Genomic DNA, 18,216 nt, shown 5'->3' on the forward strand with positions numbered 1-18,216 from the left:
GCGCGAACGAAATCACCCGGATGACCACCGCCCGACACGCTGCTAAAACGCCCCGCATGCCGCTCGCCATCCTGACCGCCGCCACCGCCCATAGCGGCCCGCCCCAGCCGCGCAGCCATCCCGAATGGTCCGACATCGGCCTGTTCGTCTTTGCGATCGGCGCGATCTGGTTGCTCCGCCATCTGATGCGCCGCCGCAATCGCAAGGATTGACGTAAGGGCTTCGTCGCGCCACCCACGCGGCCATGGACATGTTCGACCGCCTCGAAACCACGATCCGCGCGCGCCGGGAAGCGGGCGATGCCGCCACCTCCTATGCCGCCAGCCTGTTCGCCAAGGGGCGGCCCAAGATCGCGCAGAAGCTGGGCGAGGAAGCGGTCGAGACCGTCATCGCCGCCATGGCCCAGCCCGACAAGATCGTGTCCGAGGCGGCCGACCTGATGTTCCACCTGATCGTCCTGCTGGCCGATACCGGCCACACGCTGGACGACGTCCGCGCCGAACTGGCACGGCGCGAGGGCGTGTCGGGTCATGACGAAAAGGCGGCGCGCGCCAGCTGAACCGGACGGAGACTGACGATGCCGATCGACGCCACCCTGCCCTATGACGACCAGAATGTGTTCGCCAGGATCCTGCGCGACGAAATTCCGTCCAGCCGCGTCTATGAGGATGAATGGGCGGTCGCCTTCCACGACATCGCGCCGCACGCGCCGACCCATATCCTGGTGATCCCGCGCGGCTCCTATGTCTCGTGGGACGATTTCTCGGCCCGCGCCAGCGAGACGGAGATCGCCGGTTTCGTCCGCGCCGTCGGCCATGTCGCGCGTGAGGCGGGCGCGGTCGAGCCCGGATACCGGCTGCTGGCGAATATCGGCGCAGATGCGGGGCAGGAAGTGCCGCATCTCCATGTCCATATCCTGGCGGGCAAGCCCCTCGGGCCGATGCTGGCACGCTGACCTTACCCCTGGCCGCTCCCCTCCCGCCTGTGGGAGGGGATGGGGGGAGGGAAACGTCACGGGCGATATTCTCGGTGAGACACCCTGCCCTCCCCAAACCCCTCCCGCCTGCGGGAGGGGCTTAAAGAAGCCCCTTTCTCCTCCCCTGACCGCATCCCGCGCACCTTAGGGATTGCGCGTAATAAAATTGCAGCTAACTTCCCGGATCATTCACCAAACGCCGGGCGTGTCCCATGTCGGGGTCGCCCTTCCCTCGGGGGGATTGGACATTCATGATTTTCGGGCGCGTTAAGCCTCTGGACGCCATTTTGGCGACCGCCGAGAAGAAGGGGCTGCAACGATCGCTAGGCGCGTTCCAGCTCACCATGCTGGGTATCGGCGCCGTCATCGGTACGGGTATCTTCGTTCTCACCTCCGAAGCCGCGCAAAAGGCGGGGCCGGGGATGATGCTGTCGTTCGTGCTGGCCGGTTTCGTCTGCGCGGTGGCCGCACTCTGCTATTCCGAGCTGGCCTCGATGGTCCCCGTCGCGGGCTCGGCCTATACCTATACCTATGCGGTCATGGGCGAGCTGCTCGCCTGGATGGTCGGCTGGGCGCTGATCCTGGAATATGCGGTCGGCGCGTCGGCCGTCGCGGTCGGCTGGTCGGGTTATGTCGTGGGGCAGATCCGCAACCTGCTGGGCATCGACATACCGATGGAGTGGGTCAACGGCCCGTCGTCGGGCGGTTACATCAACCTGCCCGCCGTCGTCATCTCGCTGCTCGTCACCTGGCTGCTGGTCATCGGCACCACCGAGAGCGCGCGCTTCAACGCCATCCTGGTCGCGATCAAGGTCGCCGCGCTGACCCTGTTCATCGCGCTGTCGGTGCCGGTGATCAACGGCGCGCATTTCGAGCCGTTCATGCCGACCGGCCTGACCGGCGTGGCGGGGGCTGCGGCTTCGATCTTCTTCGCCTATGTCGGCTTCGACGCGGTGTCGACCGCCGCCGAGGAGACCAAGAACCCGCAGCGCAACGTGCCGATCGGCCTGATCGCGTCGCTGCTGTTCTGCACCGTCTTCTACCTGCTGGTATCGGCGGGCGCGATCGGCTCGCCGCTGGGGGCACAGCCGGTGCGCGACGCCGCCGGTGTCGTGCTGTCGCCCGGTACGTCGGAACTGGCCGCGCAGTGCAAGGCGATCGTCGCCAGCGGCGCGACCGAGCCGCTGTCCTGCTCGCGCGAAGCGCTGGCGCATGTCCTGCGCACCATCGGCTGGGAAAAGATCGGCAACCTGATCGGCCTCGCCGCCACGCTGGCGCTGCCCTCGGTCGTGCTCATGATGATGTTCGGCCAGACCCGCGTGTTCTTCACCATGGCGCGTGACGGCCTGTTGCCCGAAAAGCTGGCCTCGGTGCATCCGCGCTATCGTACGCCGCACGTCGTGACGATCGTGACCGGCATTGCGGCCACCCTGGCCTCGGCCTTCCTGCCGGTCGGCAAGCTGGCGGACTATTCCAACTCGGGCACGCTGTTCGCCTTCTTCATGGTCGCGCTGTCGGTGATGGTGCTGCGCAAGACCGACCCGACCCGCAAGCGTCCGTTCCGCACGCCCGCCGTGTTCATCGTCGCACCCGCCGCGATGCTCGGCTGCGCGTATCTGTATTTCTCGCTGCCGCTGGTCGCGATCCTGGTCCTGCCGGGCTGGGGCGCGATCGGCTTGGCGATCTACTTCCTCTACAGCCGCAAGCGCAGCCATGTCGGTCGCGGCATCCTGGACGTGGTGGACGATCCCGCGATGCAGCCGGAAATCGCCAAGCCGCTCGATCGCTGACCGGCTTTCGCGCAGACACGAAAAAGGCCCGGAGGATCGTTCCTCCGGGCCTTTTTATTTGGCCTTGATCGCCGAGCCTTACAGGCTGGCGGCCAGGGCCTTCAGGTCGACCTGGGGCCGTGCGCCGAAATGGCTGATGATCTCGGCCGCGCAGGCCGCACCCAGCGTCAGCGAAGCCTTCAGGTCATGGCCGTTCGTCTGGCCATAGAGGAAGCCCGCCGCGAACAGGTCACCTGCGCCCGTCGTGTCGACGACCTTGTCGACCGGATGCGCCGGAACGGTCACGCGCTCGTCCCCGCGCTGCGCCAGCGCGCCCTTTTCGGCGAGCGTGACGACCAGCGTCTCGACCTTCCCCTTCAGGAAAGCGATCGCCGCCTCGACATCCGCCGTCTCGGTCAGCGCGACGATCTCGGTTTCGTTGGCGAAGATCACGTCGATCATGCCGCCGTCGATCAGCGCGTGGAAATCGGCCCGGTGGCGGTCGATCACGAACTCGGCCGAGGCGGTGAAGGCGATCTTGCGCCCGGCCTCACGCGCGACGTCGATGGCGGCGCGCATCGCGGCGCGCGGCTCTTCGGGATCCCACAGATAGCCCTCGATATACAGATAGGCCGCATCGGCGATCAGCGCCTTGTCGAGCGCTTCGGCGGGCAGATAGTGCGATGCGCCGAGGAAGGTGTTCATCGTGCGCTGGCCATCGGGGCTGACGAAGATCATGCAGCGCGCGGTGGTCGGCTGGCCGGGACGCACCGGCGTGTCGAACTTGACGCCCGCCGCACGGATGTCGTGGCTGAACACCTCGCCCAGCTGATCGTCGGCGACCTGGCCGATGAACGCGGTCCTGCCGCCGAGCGCGGCCATGCCCGCCAGCGTGTTGGCGGCCGATCCGCCCGAAATCTCGCGTCCGGGACCCATCTTGGCATAGAGCGCATCAGCCTCCTCGGTCGAGAAGACGAGCTGCATCGCGCCCTTGGTCATGCCGTTCTCGGCGATGAAATCGTCTTCGGCCGGGCTGAGAATGTCGACGATGGCATTGCCGATCGCCACCACGTCGTAGGTGGGGTTGGTCAAGGTACGGACTCCGGGAAACAAGCTGTGATGTCGCCGCCCTAGTCAGCCGTCTAACCCTGCGCAAGGGAGCCGCCGCGCGGCCCCGCACGCCATTGACTTGCACGTCCCGCCCGCGCCATCGAAGGACCATGGTCCGCGCCTTTTTCCTGTCGTTCGCCCAGCTGGGCGATCCGGCGATCCGCCGGGTGCTGATCCGTTCGCTGGCCGTGACGCTGGCGATCTTCGCGCTGGCCGGTGTCGCCTTGTGGTTCGCCATGCGCGCGGCGCTGACCGGATGGCTGGGGGCGCAGGCGGACGGATGGTCGGCCGCCTTCACCCTGGTCGTCGAGTTGCTGGCGCTGTGGCTGGCCTTTCGCGCGGTCGCGGTGGCCGTGGTGGGCGTGTTCGCCGACGAGATCGTCGCGGCGGTCGAGGCCCGCCATTACCCACACGCGCTGGCCAGCGGCCGGCCGGTTTCGTTCGCGCGCGGCACCGCCATGGGACTGGGCTCCGCCGCGCGCGTCGTTGTCGTGAACCTGATCCTGCTGCCCGTGTACATCGTGCTGCTCGTGACCGGCGTCGGGACGGCGGCGGCGTTCCTGCTGGTCAATGGCTGGCTGCTGTCGCGCGACCTGGGCGACATGGTGGCGGCGCGGCACATGGACCGCGTCGCCTTGCGTCGCTGGCGCAAGGCGACCGGACCTGCGCGCTTCCTGCTGGGGCTTGCCGTCGCCACCCTGTTCGTGGTTCCGGGACTCAATCTGCTGGCACCCGTGCTGGGGGCGAGCATGGCGACCCATTTCTTTCACAGGAGACAGGCGTGACCCGCCTTATCGCACTGCCGCTGCTGGGCCTGACATTGCTCGCGGGGTGTACGGTGCCGCAGACCGCCGCACCGGTACGCAGCGGCGGCATGGCCCCGGTCCCCGTGCCCTATACCAGTGTCGGGCTGGAGCGGGTCATCGGACAGGACGCCGCCGGGCTGACAAAATTGTTCGGCACGCCCGATGCCGATGTTCGCGAAGGCACGGCGCGCAAGCTGCAGTTCCAGGGCAGCTTCTGCGTCCTCGACGCCTATCTCTATCCCAAGGACGGGGCCGAGCCGCGCGTCACCTATCTCGACGCGCGCGAGCCCGATGGCAGTTCGATCGACCGGGCGAGCTGCGTCGCGGCGCTGACCCGGCGCGACGGCGGACGCTGATGCGCCCCGACCTGTGGTTCGCCTTTGTCGCGGCGACCCTGGTCATCGGGCTGATTCCCGGTCCCGGTGTCGCGGCGATCCTGGGCTATGCGATCGGATCGGGACGGCGGACCGCCTTTGCCTCCGTGGCGGGACTGATGCTCGGCAATCTGGCCGCCTCGACGGCCAGCCTGCTGGGCATGGGGGCGGTGCTGGCGGCCTCGTCCTTCCTGTTCGGGCTGCTGAAATGGGCAGGTGCGGCCTATCTGATCGCCATCGGCGCCATGGGGCTCTGGCGCGCGCGAAACGCCGATGCGGTGGCGATTCGCCCGCGCCTGATTTCGCCGCGCGCCGCCTTTCTGGGCAATCTGGGCGTCGGCACCTTCCATCCCAAGACGATCCTATTCCTTGCCGCCTTCGCGCCGCAGTTCATCGATCCCCATCGCCCCTATTGGTCCCAGGCCGGGATGTTGGTGGTGACGTTCGTGCTTGTGCTGGCGCTGACCGATGGCTGCTATGCCTGGGCCGCGTCGAGCGCGGGCGGACTGTTGCGCTCGCCCCGAGCGCAAGCCTGGGCACAGCGGGCAGGCGGCGGAGCATTGATATTCGCCGGACTGGCAACGGCCGCCATTCGCCGCTGATCCCGATCATTCGGGCACAGAAACGATCGTCCGCTTACCGGCAACTGCGACATTTGTTCCACGCCCGCACCTAAAAAATGATGCAGTGCGGGAACAAATTTACGCGGCCATGCTTTTGCGCTATCGGGACGATGAACACCACCGCGTCTTGGCGGTCGTTCGCCATGGGAGATTGATTATGATGAAGTTCCTGTCTGCTGTCGCCGCCACGGCTCTGGTTGCTGCTCCGGTCGCCGCTGCGCCGATCAACCCGGCGTCGAGCCTGTCGGTTTCGAAGTCGGTTCGCGCTTCGGCTCCGACCGCCAAGGGCAACAAGCTGGCCGGCGCTGGCATCCTGGCTGCCATCATCGCTGCTGGCGTCGTCGCCATCGGCGTTGTCGCGGTCGTCAAGGACGACAACGCGGACAGCAACTGATCGTCGCGGGCGGGGGCGACCCCGCCCGGACCATCACCGCTCAGGCGGACGGAAAGGGAGCCGGTTTCGGCTCCCTTTTTTGTGGCCCGCGTCACGCCCCCCATTCGGGGCCGTCGGGATCGGCGAAGACGTCATCCTCACCCCTCTCCGGCAAAGGCTCGGCCGCACGGGGGACGGTCGGCATATCGCCGCCGAAACGCACCCGGATATAGGCCACCGAGCCTTTCATGCCCTGATATACCGCCTGCACCTTCTCCCCGCGCCGCATCCGCGCACCGATCAGCGGCGCCCGCTCGGCGGAGAGATAGCCAACCTGGACATCGCGGGCGCTGAACACCGCGATGGCATGGGGATCATGCCGGTTGCGCGGCTCGGGGCGCAGGCTCACCGGATCGCCGATGGCCGAGGCAAGCAGCTCGAACCGCCGGTTGCTCCGCGCCTTGTCCTGATTGGGAAAGTCGATTCCGACCACGGCCAGCGTCAATTCGTCCATGCCCTCCTAACTGGTTATGCGGGCTCGCGACGTCCAGAGCCCTCCCATTCATCGGCAATCCGGCTATGGTGCAATCATCCTGTCCCATTCGGAGTGCCCATGTCCCTGGCCGCCCTGGCGATGCTGCTCGCCGCCCAATCCTCCGCCCCCGCGCCCGCTGTCGCGCCTGTCCTGACCAGCGCCGATGCGCGCGACGTCCACAGCTATGCGCAGCCGCTGGAGGCGCGGGTCACCCATGTCTCGCTGAACCTCTATGCCGATTTCGACACCCATGTGATGCGCGGGATCGCGACCCTGTCGGTCGATGCCAAACCGGACGCCAGACAGCTGGTCGTCGATGACAATGGCCTGCGCATCGTCACCGTGACCGACGCACAGAACCGCCCCCTGCCCTACACAGTCGGAGCCGCCGACAAGGTGCATGGCGCGCCGCTGACCATCACGCTGAACGGCAATCGCACCGTCAAGATCGCCTATGCCTCCGCGCCCGGTGCCAAGGCGCTGCAATGGCTGTCGCCCGAACAGACGGCGGGCAAGAAGCAACCCTATCTGTTCAGCCAGGGCGAGGCGATCCTCAACCGCAGCTGGATTCCGACCCAGGATTCGCCCGGCATCCGCCAGACCTGGGACGCCACGGTCAACGCCCCCTGCGCGCTGACCGTCGTGATGAGCGGCGAGCGGACCGGCGAGACGCCGTGCCATGACGGCCGCCACACCGCCAGCTATCGCATGGACAAGCCGGTCGCCCCCTATCTGATCGCGGTCGCCATCGGCGACCTGAAGTTCAAGCCGCTCAGTGCCCATACCGGCATCTGGACCGAGCCTGCGATGCTCGACAAATCGGCCTGGGAGTTTGCCGGTCTCGACAAGTTCGTCACCGCTGCCGAGGGGCTGTACGGTCCCTATCGCTGGGGGCGCTACGACGTGCTGGTCCTGCCGCCCAGCTTCCCGTTCGGCGGCATGGAGAACCCCATGCTGACCTTCGCGACGCCGACCGTGCTGGCGGGGGACCGGAGTCTGGTCAGCCTGATCGCGCACGAGCTGGCGCATAGCTGGTCGGGCAATCTCGTCACCAACGCTACCTGGGACGATTTCTGGCTGAACGAAGGCTTCACCAGCTATTTCGAGAACCGGATCATGGAGTCGATGTACGGCAAGCGCCGCGCCGCCATGGAGGCCGACCTGGCCTGGACCGACATGCAGAATGCGGTGAAGGAAGCCGGTGGTCCGCAATCGCCGGACACCAAGCTGCACCTCGACCTCGACGCCAAGCGCGACCCCGACGACGGCATGACCCAGATCGCCTATGACAAGGGTGCGACCTTCCTGCGCACCATCGAATCGGTCGTCGGCCGGTCGCGCTGGGACGCGTATCTGCGGGGCTATTTCGATCGCCACGCTTTCCAGCCGCAGACCAGCGCCGGGTTCCTGGCGGACCTGCGCCAGAACCTGCTCAAGCCCGGTGAGGATGCGAAGATCGGCGTCGACCAGTGGGTCTATCAGCCGGGCATCCCCGCCAATGCGGTCCATGTCCGCTCCGACGCCTTCCCCGCGATCGACGCCGCCGCCAAGGCGTTCGCCGCCGGTGACCCCGTCTCGGCCGTGCCCGACAAGGTGACGACGCAGGAATATGTCCGTTTCCTCGACCAGCTGCCGCGCCAGCTGTCCGCCGAACGCCTCGCCGCGCTCGACGAGCGGTTCCACTGGAACGAGACGGGCAATAGCGAGATCCGCTTCGCCTGGCTCCGTCTGGCGCTCGCCAACCGCTATCCGCCCGCCGAGGCGTCGGCCGAGCAGTTCCTGACCGCGCAAGGCCGCCGCAAGTTCGTCGCACCGCTGTTCCAGCAGCTTCAGGGACAGGGCGAATCGGGCCAGGCGCTGGCCAAGCGAATCTATGACAAGGCGCGTTCCGGCTATCACGCGGTAACGCAGGTGACGGTGGATCGCCTGCTCGGACGATAAGCCGAGCCGCCTGAGCGGCGAAACGAGGAACGAAATTTTCGTTTCGCCGCCATTTTTTCAGGTCATCGCCGCCGGAACACCGTTCACCGGATATGGTTCCGGCGGCGCTTTCCAACATGTTTAGCCCCGGTTAATCGACACTCACACCGACATTCCGACCGGGGGGTCCAGTGAAGTTCAAGGCATTCGCAGTGCGATTCGCGCTGATGGCAACGTGCGGCCTGATGATGGCCACTCCCGCTGCCGCGCAGTTCTGGCAGTGCGCCCCCTATGCCCGTGAAATCTCGGGCATCGATCTTCACGGCAACGCCAACACCTGGTGGAGCCAGGCCGAGGGCCGCTACCAGCGCGGCCACACCCCGGAACAGGGTTCGGTCCTCGCTTTCGAGTCCACCAGCCGGATGCGCGTCGGCCATGTCGCGATGGTCAGCAAGGTCGTCAGCGACCGCGAAGTCCTCCTGACCCATGCCAACTGGTCGCGCCGCGGCGGCATCGAGCGCGATGTCCGCGCCGTCGACGTCTCCCCGAACAACGACTGGTCGATGGTCAAGGTCTGGTACGGCCCCAATGGCGGCCTGGGCACCTCGGCCTATCCGACCAAGGGCTTCATCTATTCGGGTCACAAGAGCGGCGTCGCCGACCTGCCCGCCACCCAGATCGCCTCGCGCGATAGCGGCCGGGTTTCGGGCATCCTGACCTTCGCCGCACCGATCCAGTAAGTTCGGGAAAGCCCCGTCGCGCGGGACTTGCGCTTCGACTTCGCTCAACGTGAACGGTCGTGGTGGAGCGTGGCGGAACGCCCTACCCCCGCCCTCGCCAAGACAAATCTCCCAAACCTCCGTTCAGCCTGAACCTAATCGAAGGCCAAGGGAAACCCTCACCCCGCCCGGAACGTCATCGCCACGCCGTTCATGCAGTAGCGCTTGCCCGTCGGCTTCGGCCCGTCGTCGAAGACATGGCCCAGATGCCCGCCGCAACGGCTGCAATGCACCTCGACCCGCTCCATCATCAGCGACCGATCCGATTCCGTCGCCACCGCACGCGGCAAGGGCGCCCAGAAGCTCGGCCAGCCGGTGCCGCTTTCGAACTTGGTCTTGGACGAGAAGAGCGGCTGCGCGCACCCCTTGCAGGAAAAGACGCCGCTGCGATGCTCGTCATTGAGCGGACTGCTATAGGGCCGCTCGGTCCCCTCGCGCCGCAGGACGTTATAGGCCGCCGGGCCGAGCTTCTGCTTCCACGCGGCATCGCTCATCATGACCGGAAAACGCTCCGCCGCCTCGGCCTGGCGCCCACAGGCGGACAGCCCCACGCCCAGGGCGCCCAGCCCTACCAGCGACAGGAAATGGCGGCGATCAGAAGGGGATGCGGTCATCAACCCTAGATAGGAAGACAGCGCGGACCGGCAAGCCCGACTCGTTCCTCCCCGGCACGGGGAGGGGGACCGCCGCGAAGCGGTGGTGGAGGGGGCGGACCGCAAGGGACGTCGTACGTCGAAGCCCCCCTCCGTCAGGGCTTCGCCCTGCCACCTCCCCGTATCGGGGAGGATTTACGCCCCCTTGCGTCGCCAGAAGGGCCGTGTGCTCCCGGATTGCAGCACGCCGCGCCGGAACAATCGTGCGCCCAGCGTCACGAACAGCGCCACCCACAAGGCCTGCCACGCCAGCGCCACCGCATGCGGCCACAGCGCATCGCTCGCCGCCGCCACGCCCGCCATCGCAAAGGGCGAGGAGAGTGGAAACACCTCGGCCACCAGCGCCAGCCAGCTGTCCGGCTGCGACAGGCCGCTCAGCGTCAGGGTGAACATGCCGACCTGGATGATGGTGATGGGCAGCGAGAGCATCTGGATCTCGCGCATGGTCGACGCCTGCGCCCCGATCGTCAGGAACACCGAGCCGAGCAGCAGATAGGCCATGGTGAAATAGGCGACGAACAGCAGGACGAACATCGGCAGGCCGACCGCCGGCGACAATTCGCCGACCATCCCGGCAAAGGCGGGCGGCAACAGGCTCGCCACCTGGCCCAGCACCGTGCCCCAGAAGCCGATGAACAGCACCGCGACCCCGAACATGCCCAGCAGCTTGCCCAGGAACACCGCCTCCAGCGGCACGGCGGCGGCGAGCACTTCGATGACCTTGTTCGACCGCTCCTCGGCCATGGTGCCGACCACTTGCCCCGCCAGGAACAAGGTCAGGAAGAACACGCCGAAGACCGCCAGCGACGCCGTCTGATTCTGTCCCCCCAGCGTGGCGCGCTGCCGTGAAAAGGCCAGCTTGTGCGGGGTGACCCTGGGCAACTCGCCACCCAGCCGCTCGGCCGAGAGTGCGCCGGTCGCCAGCACCGCTAGATAATCCGCCGCGCGCATGCCACGTGCGCCGTACAGGATCGTCGGCCGGTCGAGCGGGCCATAGAGCACGGCGGTCGCGTCATAGTCAGGCGATTCGAACGCGGCACGCGCCTGCGCGGCCGGATCGCGCGCGGGGGGCAGCGTCACCAGCTCGGGCGGCTCCTCGTCCCGGCGGAAGATCGTACGCGACTGGCGGTCGGCGGCGGCAAAGGCTTGGGCCGCCGCATCGGGTACGATCGCGACGATCCGCACCCGGTCGGTGCCATGGTCCGCCGCCTGCGCCGCGCCCAGTGCGCCAATGGTGCTGAACGCCACCATGATCAGCGGCGCAAACAGGAACAGCAGGAAGATGGGGGTAAAGACGGTGGCGATGAAATCGCGGCGTGCGATCGTCATCGTCTGGCGGATCAGGCGGCGCGTCTGGCTCATGCCGCCATCTCCTGCTCGCCGACGATGCGGACAAAGGCTTCGTGGAGGCTGGGGCGCTCGACCGACAGGTTCAATATGCCTGCTCCCGCCGCCAGCAGGCGGCCTAATATCGGCTCTATACCCTGGTCGGGCATCGGGAAGCTCCAGTCCGCGCCTTCGCGCACCGCATCGGCGGGCAGCAGGTCGGGCGTCACCCGCTCCGGGTCACGCGGGCGATAGCGCACACGCGCGGTCAGCATGCCGCGCGCATCGTCCACCGTCCCCTCGAAGCGGCGACGTCCCCCGGCGATGATGGCGAGGCGGTCGCACAGCCGCTCGGCATGGGCCATCACATGGGTCGAAAACAGGATCGTCGCGCCCCGGTCCCGCTCGCCGAGGATCAGCGCCTCCAGCCGTTCCTGATTGACCGGATCGAGCCCCGAAAACGGCTCGTCCAGCACCAGCAGCTTCGGGCGGTGGACGACCGAGCCGAGCAGCTGGACCAGCTGCGCCATGCCCTTGGACAATTTGCGGATCTTGCTGTCGGCGGCATGGCTGAGCCCCGCCTGTTCGAGCAGCTCGTCCGCCCGCACCCGCCCCGTCGCGCGGTCCAGCCCGCGCAAAGCGCCCATGAAGACGATCGCATCGCGCGCCTTCATCGCAGGATAAAGCCCGCGCTCCTCGGGCAGATAGCCGACCAGATCGCTGGCATCGCGCGGATGGGCATGGCCGAGCAGGCTGCGCTGCCCCTCATCGGGTTCGATAATGCCCAGCAGCATCCGCAGCGTCGTCGTCTTGCCCGCGCCATTGGGGCCGAGCACGCCGTACACCGCGCCGGTCGGCACGGCGATGTCGACACCGTCGACGACCCGCCGGTCGCCGAACCGCTTGGCGAGGCCCGAGGCGGTGACCGCCCACTGATTCTCCACGCTGATTGTCCCTCCCTGATCGCCTGTGGTAGCGGGCGTTCGTGGCGCAAGACAAGCTGGAAACCCGGATCAAGGCAAAGGCGACCGAACTGGGCTTTGCCGCGATCGGCATCACCCATGCCGATGCCGCGCCGAAGACCGTCGAGCGGCTGCACCAGTGGCTCGACGAAGGCCGCCACGGGTCGATGATCTGGATGGCCGACCGTGCGCATCAGCGGCAGAGCCCGGCGAGCCTGTGGCCCGAGGTGAAGAGCATCCTCTCACTCGGCGTCAGCTATGCCCCGGCCGAGGACCCGATGCGCCTGGCCGATCAAGGACGGATCGGCCGCATTTCTGTCTATGCGCAGGGGGCGGACTATCACGATGTCGTGAAGCGCCAGCTGAAGGCGCTGGGCCGCTGGCTGGCGCAGGAGGCCGGATGCGATCTGAAGGTCTTCGTCGACACCGCGCCGGTGATGGAAAAGCCGCTGGCCGAGGCGGCGGGGCTGGGCTGGCAGGGCAAGCACACCAATCTGGTCAGCCGGGAGCATGGCAGCTGGCTGTTCCTGGGCGCGATCTACACGACGCTGGAACTGGAGCCGGATGCGGTGGCGCGCGACAGCTGCGGGCGCTGCGACGCGTGCCAGCGGGCCTGCCCCACGGACGCGTTTCCGGCGCCGTACCAACTCGATGCGCGGCGATGCATTTCCTATCTGACGATCGAACATGCCGGGCCGATCCCGGAGGAATTCCGGGTCGCCATGGGCAACCGCATCTATGGCTGTGACGATTGCCTGGCGGTGTGCCCGTGGAACAAGTTCGCGGCGGCGGCACAGGCGAACATGGCCTTCCACCCCCGCGCCGAGCTGACCGCGCCGGAGCTGGGGGATTTGCTGTCGCTTGACGATGCCGGGTTCCGACAGGTGTTTTCGGGCTCGCCGATCAAGCGGATCGGACGCAACCGGATGGTGCGCAATGCCGCGATCGCGGCGGGGAATAGCGGCGCGGTGGAACTGGTGCCGGTGTTGCGGGGGTTGTTGGGGGATGATGATCCCGTCGTGGTGGAGGCGGTGGAGTGGGCTTTGGGGCAACTTGGCGGGTCTGACGCCTAGCCCCTGCCCTCCCCCATCCCCTCCCGCTTGCGGGAGGGGCGTGCCAAGCGTCACCGACATGCGCTTCAAATAGCGATGGCCCTGTTGCTTATGCAGACCATCAGCCAAGCAACGCACCCCTCCCGTAAACGGGAGGGGATGGGGGAGGGCAAAGGTGTCTCACCGAGCCCCCGCCCCCAAAAATCACTCCACCCAATCCAGCCCGATATCCTTGTAGACCGAACGATCCTCGTCCCAGCCCGGCTTGACCTTCACATGCAGGTACAGATGCACCTTCTGGCCCAGCAGCTCGGACAGCTGCGCCCGCGACCGCGCGCCGATCTCCTTGATCCGCACGCCGTTCTTGCCCAGCACGATGGCGCGCTGGGTCGGGCGTTCGACCAGGATCTGCTGGTGGATTTCGACCGATCCGTCCTCGCGCTCCTTATACGCCTCGGTCTCGACCGCGCTGGCATAGGGGAGTTCGGCGTGGAGCTGGAGATAGAGCTGCTCGCGAGTCACCTCGGCGGCCAGCGCGCGTTCGGTGGCGTCGGAGACCTGATCCTCGGGATAGTGCCACGGCCCCTCGGGCATCAGCGAGGCCAGCCGGGTCTTCAGCTGGGGCAGGCCGTCGCCGGTCTGGGCGGAGATGAACCAGGTCTCGTCGAACTTGACGACCTCGTTCAGCTTTTCGGCATGGGTCAGCAGCCGCGCCTTGTCGGCGATATCGACCTTGTTGAGGATCAGATGCTTCGGCTCGGGCCGGTGGGCGATCGACTCGGCGATGGCGTGGATCTTGGGGCCGATGCCGCCCTTCCCGTCCACGACCAGCGCCAGGATGTCGGCGCCCTCCGCGCCTTCCCAGGCGGCGGCGACCATCGCGCGGTCGAGGCGGCGCTTGGGCTCGAAGATGCCGGGGGTGTCGACCAGCAGGATCTGGGCATCGCCCTCGATCGCGACGCCGAGCAGCTTGGCCCGGGTCGTCTGCGCCTTGGGGCTGACGATCGCGACCTTCTGGCCGACCAGCGCATTGACAAGGGTGGATTTGCCGGCATTGGGCGCGCCGACGACGGCGACGAGGCCGCAACGTTGTTCAGTCATGACCGCCAGCGGTACAGGTCCCGCCCCCTTCCCGCAACGGTCCGCCCACATGGACACAATGTAATGGTCGGATCACGGAACGGCCACGGCCACGCGCGCATTTTTCCGGCCACGATTTCGAGTGATAGGAGAGACGTAATGAAGACCCTTCTCACCGCCCTGTCGGCCGCCGCGCTGCTGACCGTCGCCGGCCCCGCCTCGGCCAAGGGGTGCCTGAAGGGCGCGGCCGTGGGCGGCGTCGGCGGGCATTTCGTCGGCAAGGGCCATGCGGTGCTGGGTGCCGCCGCGGGCTGCGCGATCGGTCATCACCGGGCCAAGGTGCAGGCCAAGAAGCAGGCGGCGGCCGCCAAGGGGCGCTAAGATCGGTTTCTGGGCGAAGTCGGGGCGTGGCCTTCGACTTCGCTCAGGCCGAACCGAGGTAGGGGTTTGCGGCGGGCTTCCAGAACAGCCGTTCAGGCTGAGCGAAGTCGAAGCCTAGGCCCCTTCCCTATCAAGCCTTCAACTTCGCCAGCATCGCCTTCGCAGCGGCCGTCTCGGCCTCCTGCTTGTTGGCACCCGTCGCGGTCACCTCCGCCGTGCGGCCGATCCGCACCGCCACGGTGAAGCGCGGCGCATGGTGCGGCCCCGAACGATCGACCACCACATATTCGGGCGCCTTGCGGTTATGCGCGGCGGCCCATTCCTGAAGCGCCGATTTGGGATGCTGCGGCGCCTTGCCCTGCGAGTGTACCCGGTCGCCCCAGGACTTGTGGATGAAGGCGCGCGCCGCCTCCAGTCCCGCCTCGCGATACCAGGCGCCGATCAGCGCCTCCATCACGTCGCCCAGCACATTGTCGCTGTCCGACGCGCCATCGTCGCGCGCCTGCTTGCCCAGCCGCAAATGCTCGCGCACCCCCAGGTCGCGCGCGACATCGGCGCAGACCGCACCCGTCACCAGCGAGTTGAGGCGGCGCGACAACTGCCCTTCCGGCTCGGCGGGGAATTGCTCCCACAGCCATTCGGCCATGATGAGGCCCAGCACCCGGTCGCCCAGAAACTCCAGCCGTTCGTAATTCTCGGCCGCCTGGCTGCCATGGGTCAGTGCGCGGTGGAAAGGCGCGGCATCGCTCGGCGCGCGCCCCAGGATTCCGGCGAGCCAGTCGTCCACGGCGCTCAAAATCCTTCTCCGATCCGATTCCAGCGCGCGGCCGACACCCAGGTCCAGGGCTTGATCCACTCGGCCGAGCCATCGGTCGAGAAGAAGGTTACGGCGGCGCGCCCCTCCAGCCGGTTCATCGGGATCATGCCCATGCCGCGCGGCGGCGCGAAGCGGCTGTCCGCCGAGTCGTCGCGATTGTCGCCCATCAGGAAGACATGGTCGGCGGGCACGGTGTAGACGCCGGTATCGTCGGCCTCCGGGAAATTGCCCTGGTCGAGCACGTCATAGCTCTTGCCATTCGGCAACGTCTCGCGGAACCGGGGATAGCGGCACACCGGCTTGCCCGCGACCGTGTCGACAAACGGCCCGCATTTGTTCGCATCGAAATTGGGGGTCAGCGGTAGGAGGAAGTCGGCGATCCGCTGCTTCGGGATCGCCCGGCCGTTCAGGATCACCTGGCCCCCGCGCACCTGGATCGTGTCGCCGGGCAGGCCGACTACCCGCTTGATGACGTCGTGATCGTCCGGCTCGGGCGAGCGGAACACGACCACGTCGCCGCGCGCCGGATCACGGCCCAGCACCCGTCCGGGCAGCAGCGGCAGGCCGAACGGGAAGGACCAGCGCGAATAGCCGTAATTCCACTTGGTCACGAACAGATAGTCGCCGATCAGCAGACGCGGCAGCATCGATTCCGACGGGATCACGAAGGACGTGACGATCAGGCTGCGCAGGATGAAGACGAACAGCGCCAGCTTCAGGAAGAAGCGCAACGTGTCCTTCGTCTCTGACTTTCCGGGCGACGTTTCGGATGATGTTTGCGGGGTGTCGGCCATCGCGACGGGTTCGCGCAAGCCGCCCTTGCCGTCAAGTGGCGCTAACGGGCGACCCGCGCTCTTTCAATCGCCCGGCAACACACCAAGCGAAATGTGCTTACGTCTATTCCTCCCCTGGCAGGAGAGGAATAGTGGGCCTTTCCCCCGAACCTCGATCCATCCCAGGGGAACCGCCCCGCCCTTCATCGGTACATCCCTGCATCCATGACCGATTTCATCCTCAACCTCATCGCCTGGGGCGGCTATTTCGGCATTTTCCTGCTGATGGCGCTGGAAAATATCGTGCCGCCCATCCCCTCCGAGGTCATCATGGGCCTGGGCGGCATGGCGGTCGCGCGGGGCAATATGGCGATGATCCCGCTCATCCTGTGGGGAACGGCGGGCACCACGATCGGGAATTATGCCTGGTACGCGGTCGGCCGCTATATCGGCTATGAGCGATTTCGGCCCTTCGTCGACAAATATGGCCGCTGGCTGACCATGGAGTGGCGCGATGTCGAGCGGCTGCACCTGTTCTTCGTACGGCATGGCGGATGGGTGGTATTCGTGTTCCGCTTCATGCCCGCTTTCCGCACGATGATTTCGCTGCCCGCCGGGATCACGCGGATGCCGCTGGCCAGGTTCCTGATCTGGACCTTTGCGGGCAGTACGATCTGGAACGCCATCCTCGCCTATGCCGGCCTGTGGCTGGGCGCCAATTTCGAGGCGATCAACCGTTATGTCGGCCCCGCCGCCATCGCAATGACCGTGCTGATGGTCGGCGGCTATCTCTGGCGCGTCTTCACCTGGAAGCCACGCCGCGACCGCTAGGCACGGGGATGCGCGGTGCGGTAGATGTCGAGCAGGTGCGCGGCGTCGACCGCAGTATAGATTTGCGTCGAGCTGAGGCTGGCATGGCCGAGCAGCTCCTGAAGCTGCCGCAAATCCGCCCCGCGCCCCAATAGATGGGTGGCAAAGCTGTGGCGCAGTGCATGGGGTGTCGTCCGCCCGCCCAGCCCCAGCCGCTCGCGTGCGCCCTGCACCGAACGGCGAATGATCGCGGGCGATAGCGGGCCGCCTTTGGCCCCCCGGAACAGCGGCTCGCCGGGGGTCAATGGGTAGGGCGACTGGCGCGCATACTCCTCGATCGCGGAGCGCAGTTCGGGGAGCAGCGGCACGATCCGGGTCTTGCCGCGCTTGCCCAGCACGCGGATCGTCTCGCCCAGGGGGAGGATGTCGGCGGGCAGCGCCATCGCCTCGCCGATCCGCAGCCCGGCGCCATAGAGCAGCAGCAGCACCGCCCAGTCGCGCGCTGCGATCCATGGCTCGGCGGCGTTCTCGGCCATGTCCTCGCCCAGCGCCATGATGTCGGCCGGGGACTGGGGGCGCGGGAGGCTTCGCTTGCGGCGCGGGCCTTTCAGCGGAGGCGGCTCGACGCCGGTCCAGTGGAGAAAGGTCCGCACCGCCGACAATTCGCGCGCGGTGGAGGCGGCCGTGAGGCCCTCCCCCCGGCGCGCGGCGAGAAAGGCGCGCAGGTCGGTCGCCGTCACGCGGACCAGGGCGGCGCCATCGATGCCCTCACCCCAATGCGCCGACAGGAAACCGCAGAGCCGCTCCGCCGTGGCGACATAGGCGCGCACCGTGTGGTCGGAGCGACGCAGGTCGACGGTCAGGTGGCGGTAATAGTCGGCGATCAGCGCGGTCATGGAGCGGGTCTAGGGGAATATGCCATCGGATTGAACCATCCCTCCGGCTCGTTTCCCAAGGCATTTTGCGTGGACCGGAGCGTGGCCATCGACGTCGCTCAGGCTGAAGCAGCCCCGTTTAGAGTTGAAAGCGATCAGCATTGCACGGTTTTAGCCCCTCCCCTTCAGGGGAGGGGTGAGTAGAGTTGATCGCTTTCGACT

22 protein-coding genes are annotated in these 18,216 nt (G+C 67.1%); 13 read left to right on the forward strand and 9 right to left on the reverse strand.

Annotated elements, in window-relative coordinates; translation table 11 throughout:
• The 4 genes from SP5_RS19470 to SP5_RS07675 form a co-directional block, all read left to right on the forward strand.
• A partial coding sequence (locus SP5_RS19470; RefSeq protein ID WP_217995687.1) for a hypothetical protein occupies positions 1 to 212 on the forward strand: 212 nt, incomplete at its 5' end.
• Between the two features lie 32 nt (positions 213 to 244).
• Positions 245 to 559, forward strand: coding sequence for a phosphoribosyl-ATP diphosphatase (locus SP5_RS07665; RefSeq protein ID WP_042486488.1), 315 nt, complete (start codon positions 245 to 247; stop codon positions 557 to 559).
• An 18-nt stretch (positions 560 to 577) separates the two neighbouring features.
• A complete protein-coding gene (locus SP5_RS07670) occupies positions 578 to 955 on the forward strand; it encodes a histidine triad nucleotide-binding protein (protein ID WP_042486493.1) in 378 nt (125 codons plus the stop codon).
• Positions 956 to 1,227: 272 nt separating this feature from the next.
• Entirely contained in the window at positions 1,228 to 2,766 is a 1,539-nt protein-coding gene (locus SP5_RS07675) for an amino acid permease (protein WP_042486496.1), read from the forward strand.
• Positions 2,767 to 2,844: 78 nt separating this feature from the next.
• On the opposite strand, the gene SP5_RS07680 is transcribed toward SP5_RS07675, so the two are convergent.
• Complete coding sequence (locus tag SP5_RS07680; protein WP_042486499.1) at positions 2,845 to 3,837, reverse strand: adenosine kinase; 993 nt, start codon at positions 3,835 to 3,837, stop codon at positions 2,845 to 2,847.
• A gap of 128 nt (positions 3,838 to 3,965) precedes the next feature.
• On the opposite strand from SP5_RS07680, the gene SP5_RS07685 reads away from it, so the two are divergent.
• From SP5_RS07685 to SP5_RS07700, 4 genes are all read left to right on the forward strand, one after another.
• Complete coding sequence (locus tag SP5_RS07685) at positions 3,966 to 4,640, forward strand: EI24 domain-containing protein (protein ID WP_042486502.1); 675 nt, start codon at positions 3,966 to 3,968, stop codon at positions 4,638 to 4,640.
• Positions 4,637 to 5,017 (forward strand): hypothetical protein, encoded by a 381-nt coding sequence (locus SP5_RS07690; protein WP_089413639.1) that lies wholly within the window; start codon positions 4,637 to 4,639, stop codon positions 5,015 to 5,017. The genes SP5_RS07685 and SP5_RS07690 overlap by 4 nt, the downstream gene beginning before the upstream one ends.
• Positions 5,017 to 5,637 carry a LysE family translocator gene (locus SP5_RS07695; RefSeq protein ID WP_042486505.1) on the forward strand — a complete coding sequence of 207 codons (621 nt, stop codon included), beginning with the start codon at positions 5,017 to 5,019 and terminating at the stop codon, positions 5,635 to 5,637. Before SP5_RS07690 ends, SP5_RS07695 begins: the two co-directional genes overlap by 1 nt.
• 178 nt (positions 5,638 to 5,815) lie before the next feature.
• Positions 5,816 to 6,052: a hypothetical protein gene (locus SP5_RS07700; RefSeq protein WP_042486507.1), complete on the forward strand. Its 237-nt coding sequence runs from the start codon at positions 5,816 to 5,818 to the stop codon at positions 6,050 to 6,052.
• Between the two features lie 91 nt (positions 6,053 to 6,143).
• Here SP5_RS07700 and SP5_RS07705 read toward each other — a convergent pair whose 3' ends face one another.
• Positions 6,144 to 6,545, reverse strand: a complete 402-nt coding sequence (locus SP5_RS07705; protein WP_042486511.1) for an HIRAN domain-containing protein — start codon at positions 6,543 to 6,545, stop codon at positions 6,144 to 6,146.
• Between the two features lie 99 nt (positions 6,546 to 6,644).
• On the opposite strand from SP5_RS07705, the gene SP5_RS07710 reads away from it, so the two are divergent.
• On the forward strand, positions 6,645 to 8,507 hold the full coding sequence (locus tag SP5_RS07710) for a M1 family metallopeptidase (RefSeq protein ID WP_042486513.1): 1,863 nt from the start codon (positions 6,645 to 6,647) through the stop codon (positions 8,505 to 8,507).
• 224 nt (positions 8,508 to 8,731) lie between these two features.
• A complete protein-coding gene (locus SP5_RS07715; protein WP_241823734.1) occupies positions 8,732 to 9,226 on the forward strand; it encodes a CHAP domain-containing protein in 495 nt (164 codons plus the stop codon).
• A gap of 158 nt (positions 9,227 to 9,384) precedes the next feature.
• On the opposite strand, the gene msrB is transcribed toward SP5_RS07715, so the two are convergent.
• The 3 genes from msrB to SP5_RS07730 form a co-directional block, all read right to left on the reverse strand.
• Positions 9,385 to 9,879, reverse strand: a complete 495-nt coding sequence (msrB, locus tag SP5_RS07720) for a peptide-methionine (R)-S-oxide reductase MsrB (protein ID WP_042486515.1) — start codon at positions 9,877 to 9,879, stop codon at positions 9,385 to 9,387.
• Between the two features lie 174 nt (positions 9,880 to 10,053).
• Complete coding sequence (locus tag SP5_RS07725; RefSeq protein WP_042486517.1) at positions 10,054 to 11,280, reverse strand: ABC transporter permease; 1,227 nt, start codon at positions 11,278 to 11,280, stop codon at positions 10,054 to 10,056.
• On the reverse strand, positions 11,277 to 12,188 hold the full coding sequence (locus SP5_RS07730) for an ABC transporter ATP-binding protein (protein WP_375244405.1): 912 nt from the start codon (positions 12,186 to 12,188) through the stop codon (positions 11,277 to 11,279). The genes SP5_RS07725 and SP5_RS07730 overlap by 4 nt, the downstream gene beginning before the upstream one ends.
• Positions 12,189 to 12,229: 41 nt before the next feature.
• Between SP5_RS07730 and queG the strand changes: the two genes are divergently transcribed.
• A complete protein-coding gene (gene queG / locus SP5_RS07735) occupies positions 12,230 to 13,279 on the forward strand; it encodes a tRNA epoxyqueuosine(34) reductase QueG (RefSeq protein ID WP_042486522.1) in 1,050 nt (349 codons plus the stop codon).
• Between the two features lie 183 nt (positions 13,280 to 13,462).
• On the opposite strand, the gene era is transcribed toward queG, so the two are convergent.
• Positions 13,463 to 14,359, reverse strand: a complete 897-nt coding sequence (gene era / locus SP5_RS07740) for a GTPase Era (protein WP_042486524.1) — start codon at positions 14,357 to 14,359, stop codon at positions 13,463 to 13,465.
• Positions 14,360 to 14,497: 138 nt separating this feature from the next.
• On the opposite strand from era, the gene SP5_RS07745 reads away from it, so the two are divergent.
• On the forward strand, positions 14,498 to 14,719 hold the full coding sequence (locus SP5_RS07745; protein ID WP_042486527.1) for a hypothetical protein: 222 nt from the start codon (positions 14,498 to 14,500) through the stop codon (positions 14,717 to 14,719).
• A 130-nt stretch (positions 14,720 to 14,849) separates the two neighbouring features.
• On the opposite strand, the gene rnc is transcribed toward SP5_RS07745, so the two are convergent.
• A complete protein-coding gene (rnc, locus tag SP5_RS07750; RefSeq protein ID WP_042486541.1) occupies positions 14,850 to 15,518 on the reverse strand; it encodes a ribonuclease III in 669 nt (222 codons plus the stop codon).
• On the reverse strand, positions 15,512 to 16,330 hold the full coding sequence (gene lepB, locus SP5_RS07755; protein ID WP_042486544.1) for a signal peptidase I: 819 nt from the start codon (positions 16,328 to 16,330) through the stop codon (positions 15,512 to 15,514). Before lepB ends, rnc begins: the two co-directional genes overlap by 7 nt.
• A 204-nt stretch (positions 16,331 to 16,534) precedes the next feature.
• On the opposite strand from lepB, the gene SP5_RS07760 reads away from it, so the two are divergent.
• Positions 16,535 to 17,140, forward strand: a complete 606-nt coding sequence (locus SP5_RS07760) for a DedA family protein (RefSeq protein WP_042486530.1) — start codon at positions 16,535 to 16,537, stop codon at positions 17,138 to 17,140.
• On the opposite strand, the gene SP5_RS07765 is transcribed toward SP5_RS07760, so the two are convergent.
• Entirely contained in the window at positions 17,137 to 18,015 is an 879-nt protein-coding gene (locus SP5_RS07765) for a tyrosine recombinase XerC (protein ID WP_042486533.1), read from the reverse strand. The genes SP5_RS07760 and SP5_RS07765 overlap by 4 nt on opposite strands.
• Positions 18,016 to 18,216: the final 201 nt, after the last annotated feature.

Source organism: Sphingomonas parapaucimobilis NBRC 15100, assembly GCF_000787715.1.
GTDB lineage: Bacteria > Pseudomonadota > Alphaproteobacteria > Sphingomonadales > Sphingomonadaceae > Sphingomonas > Sphingomonas parapaucimobilis.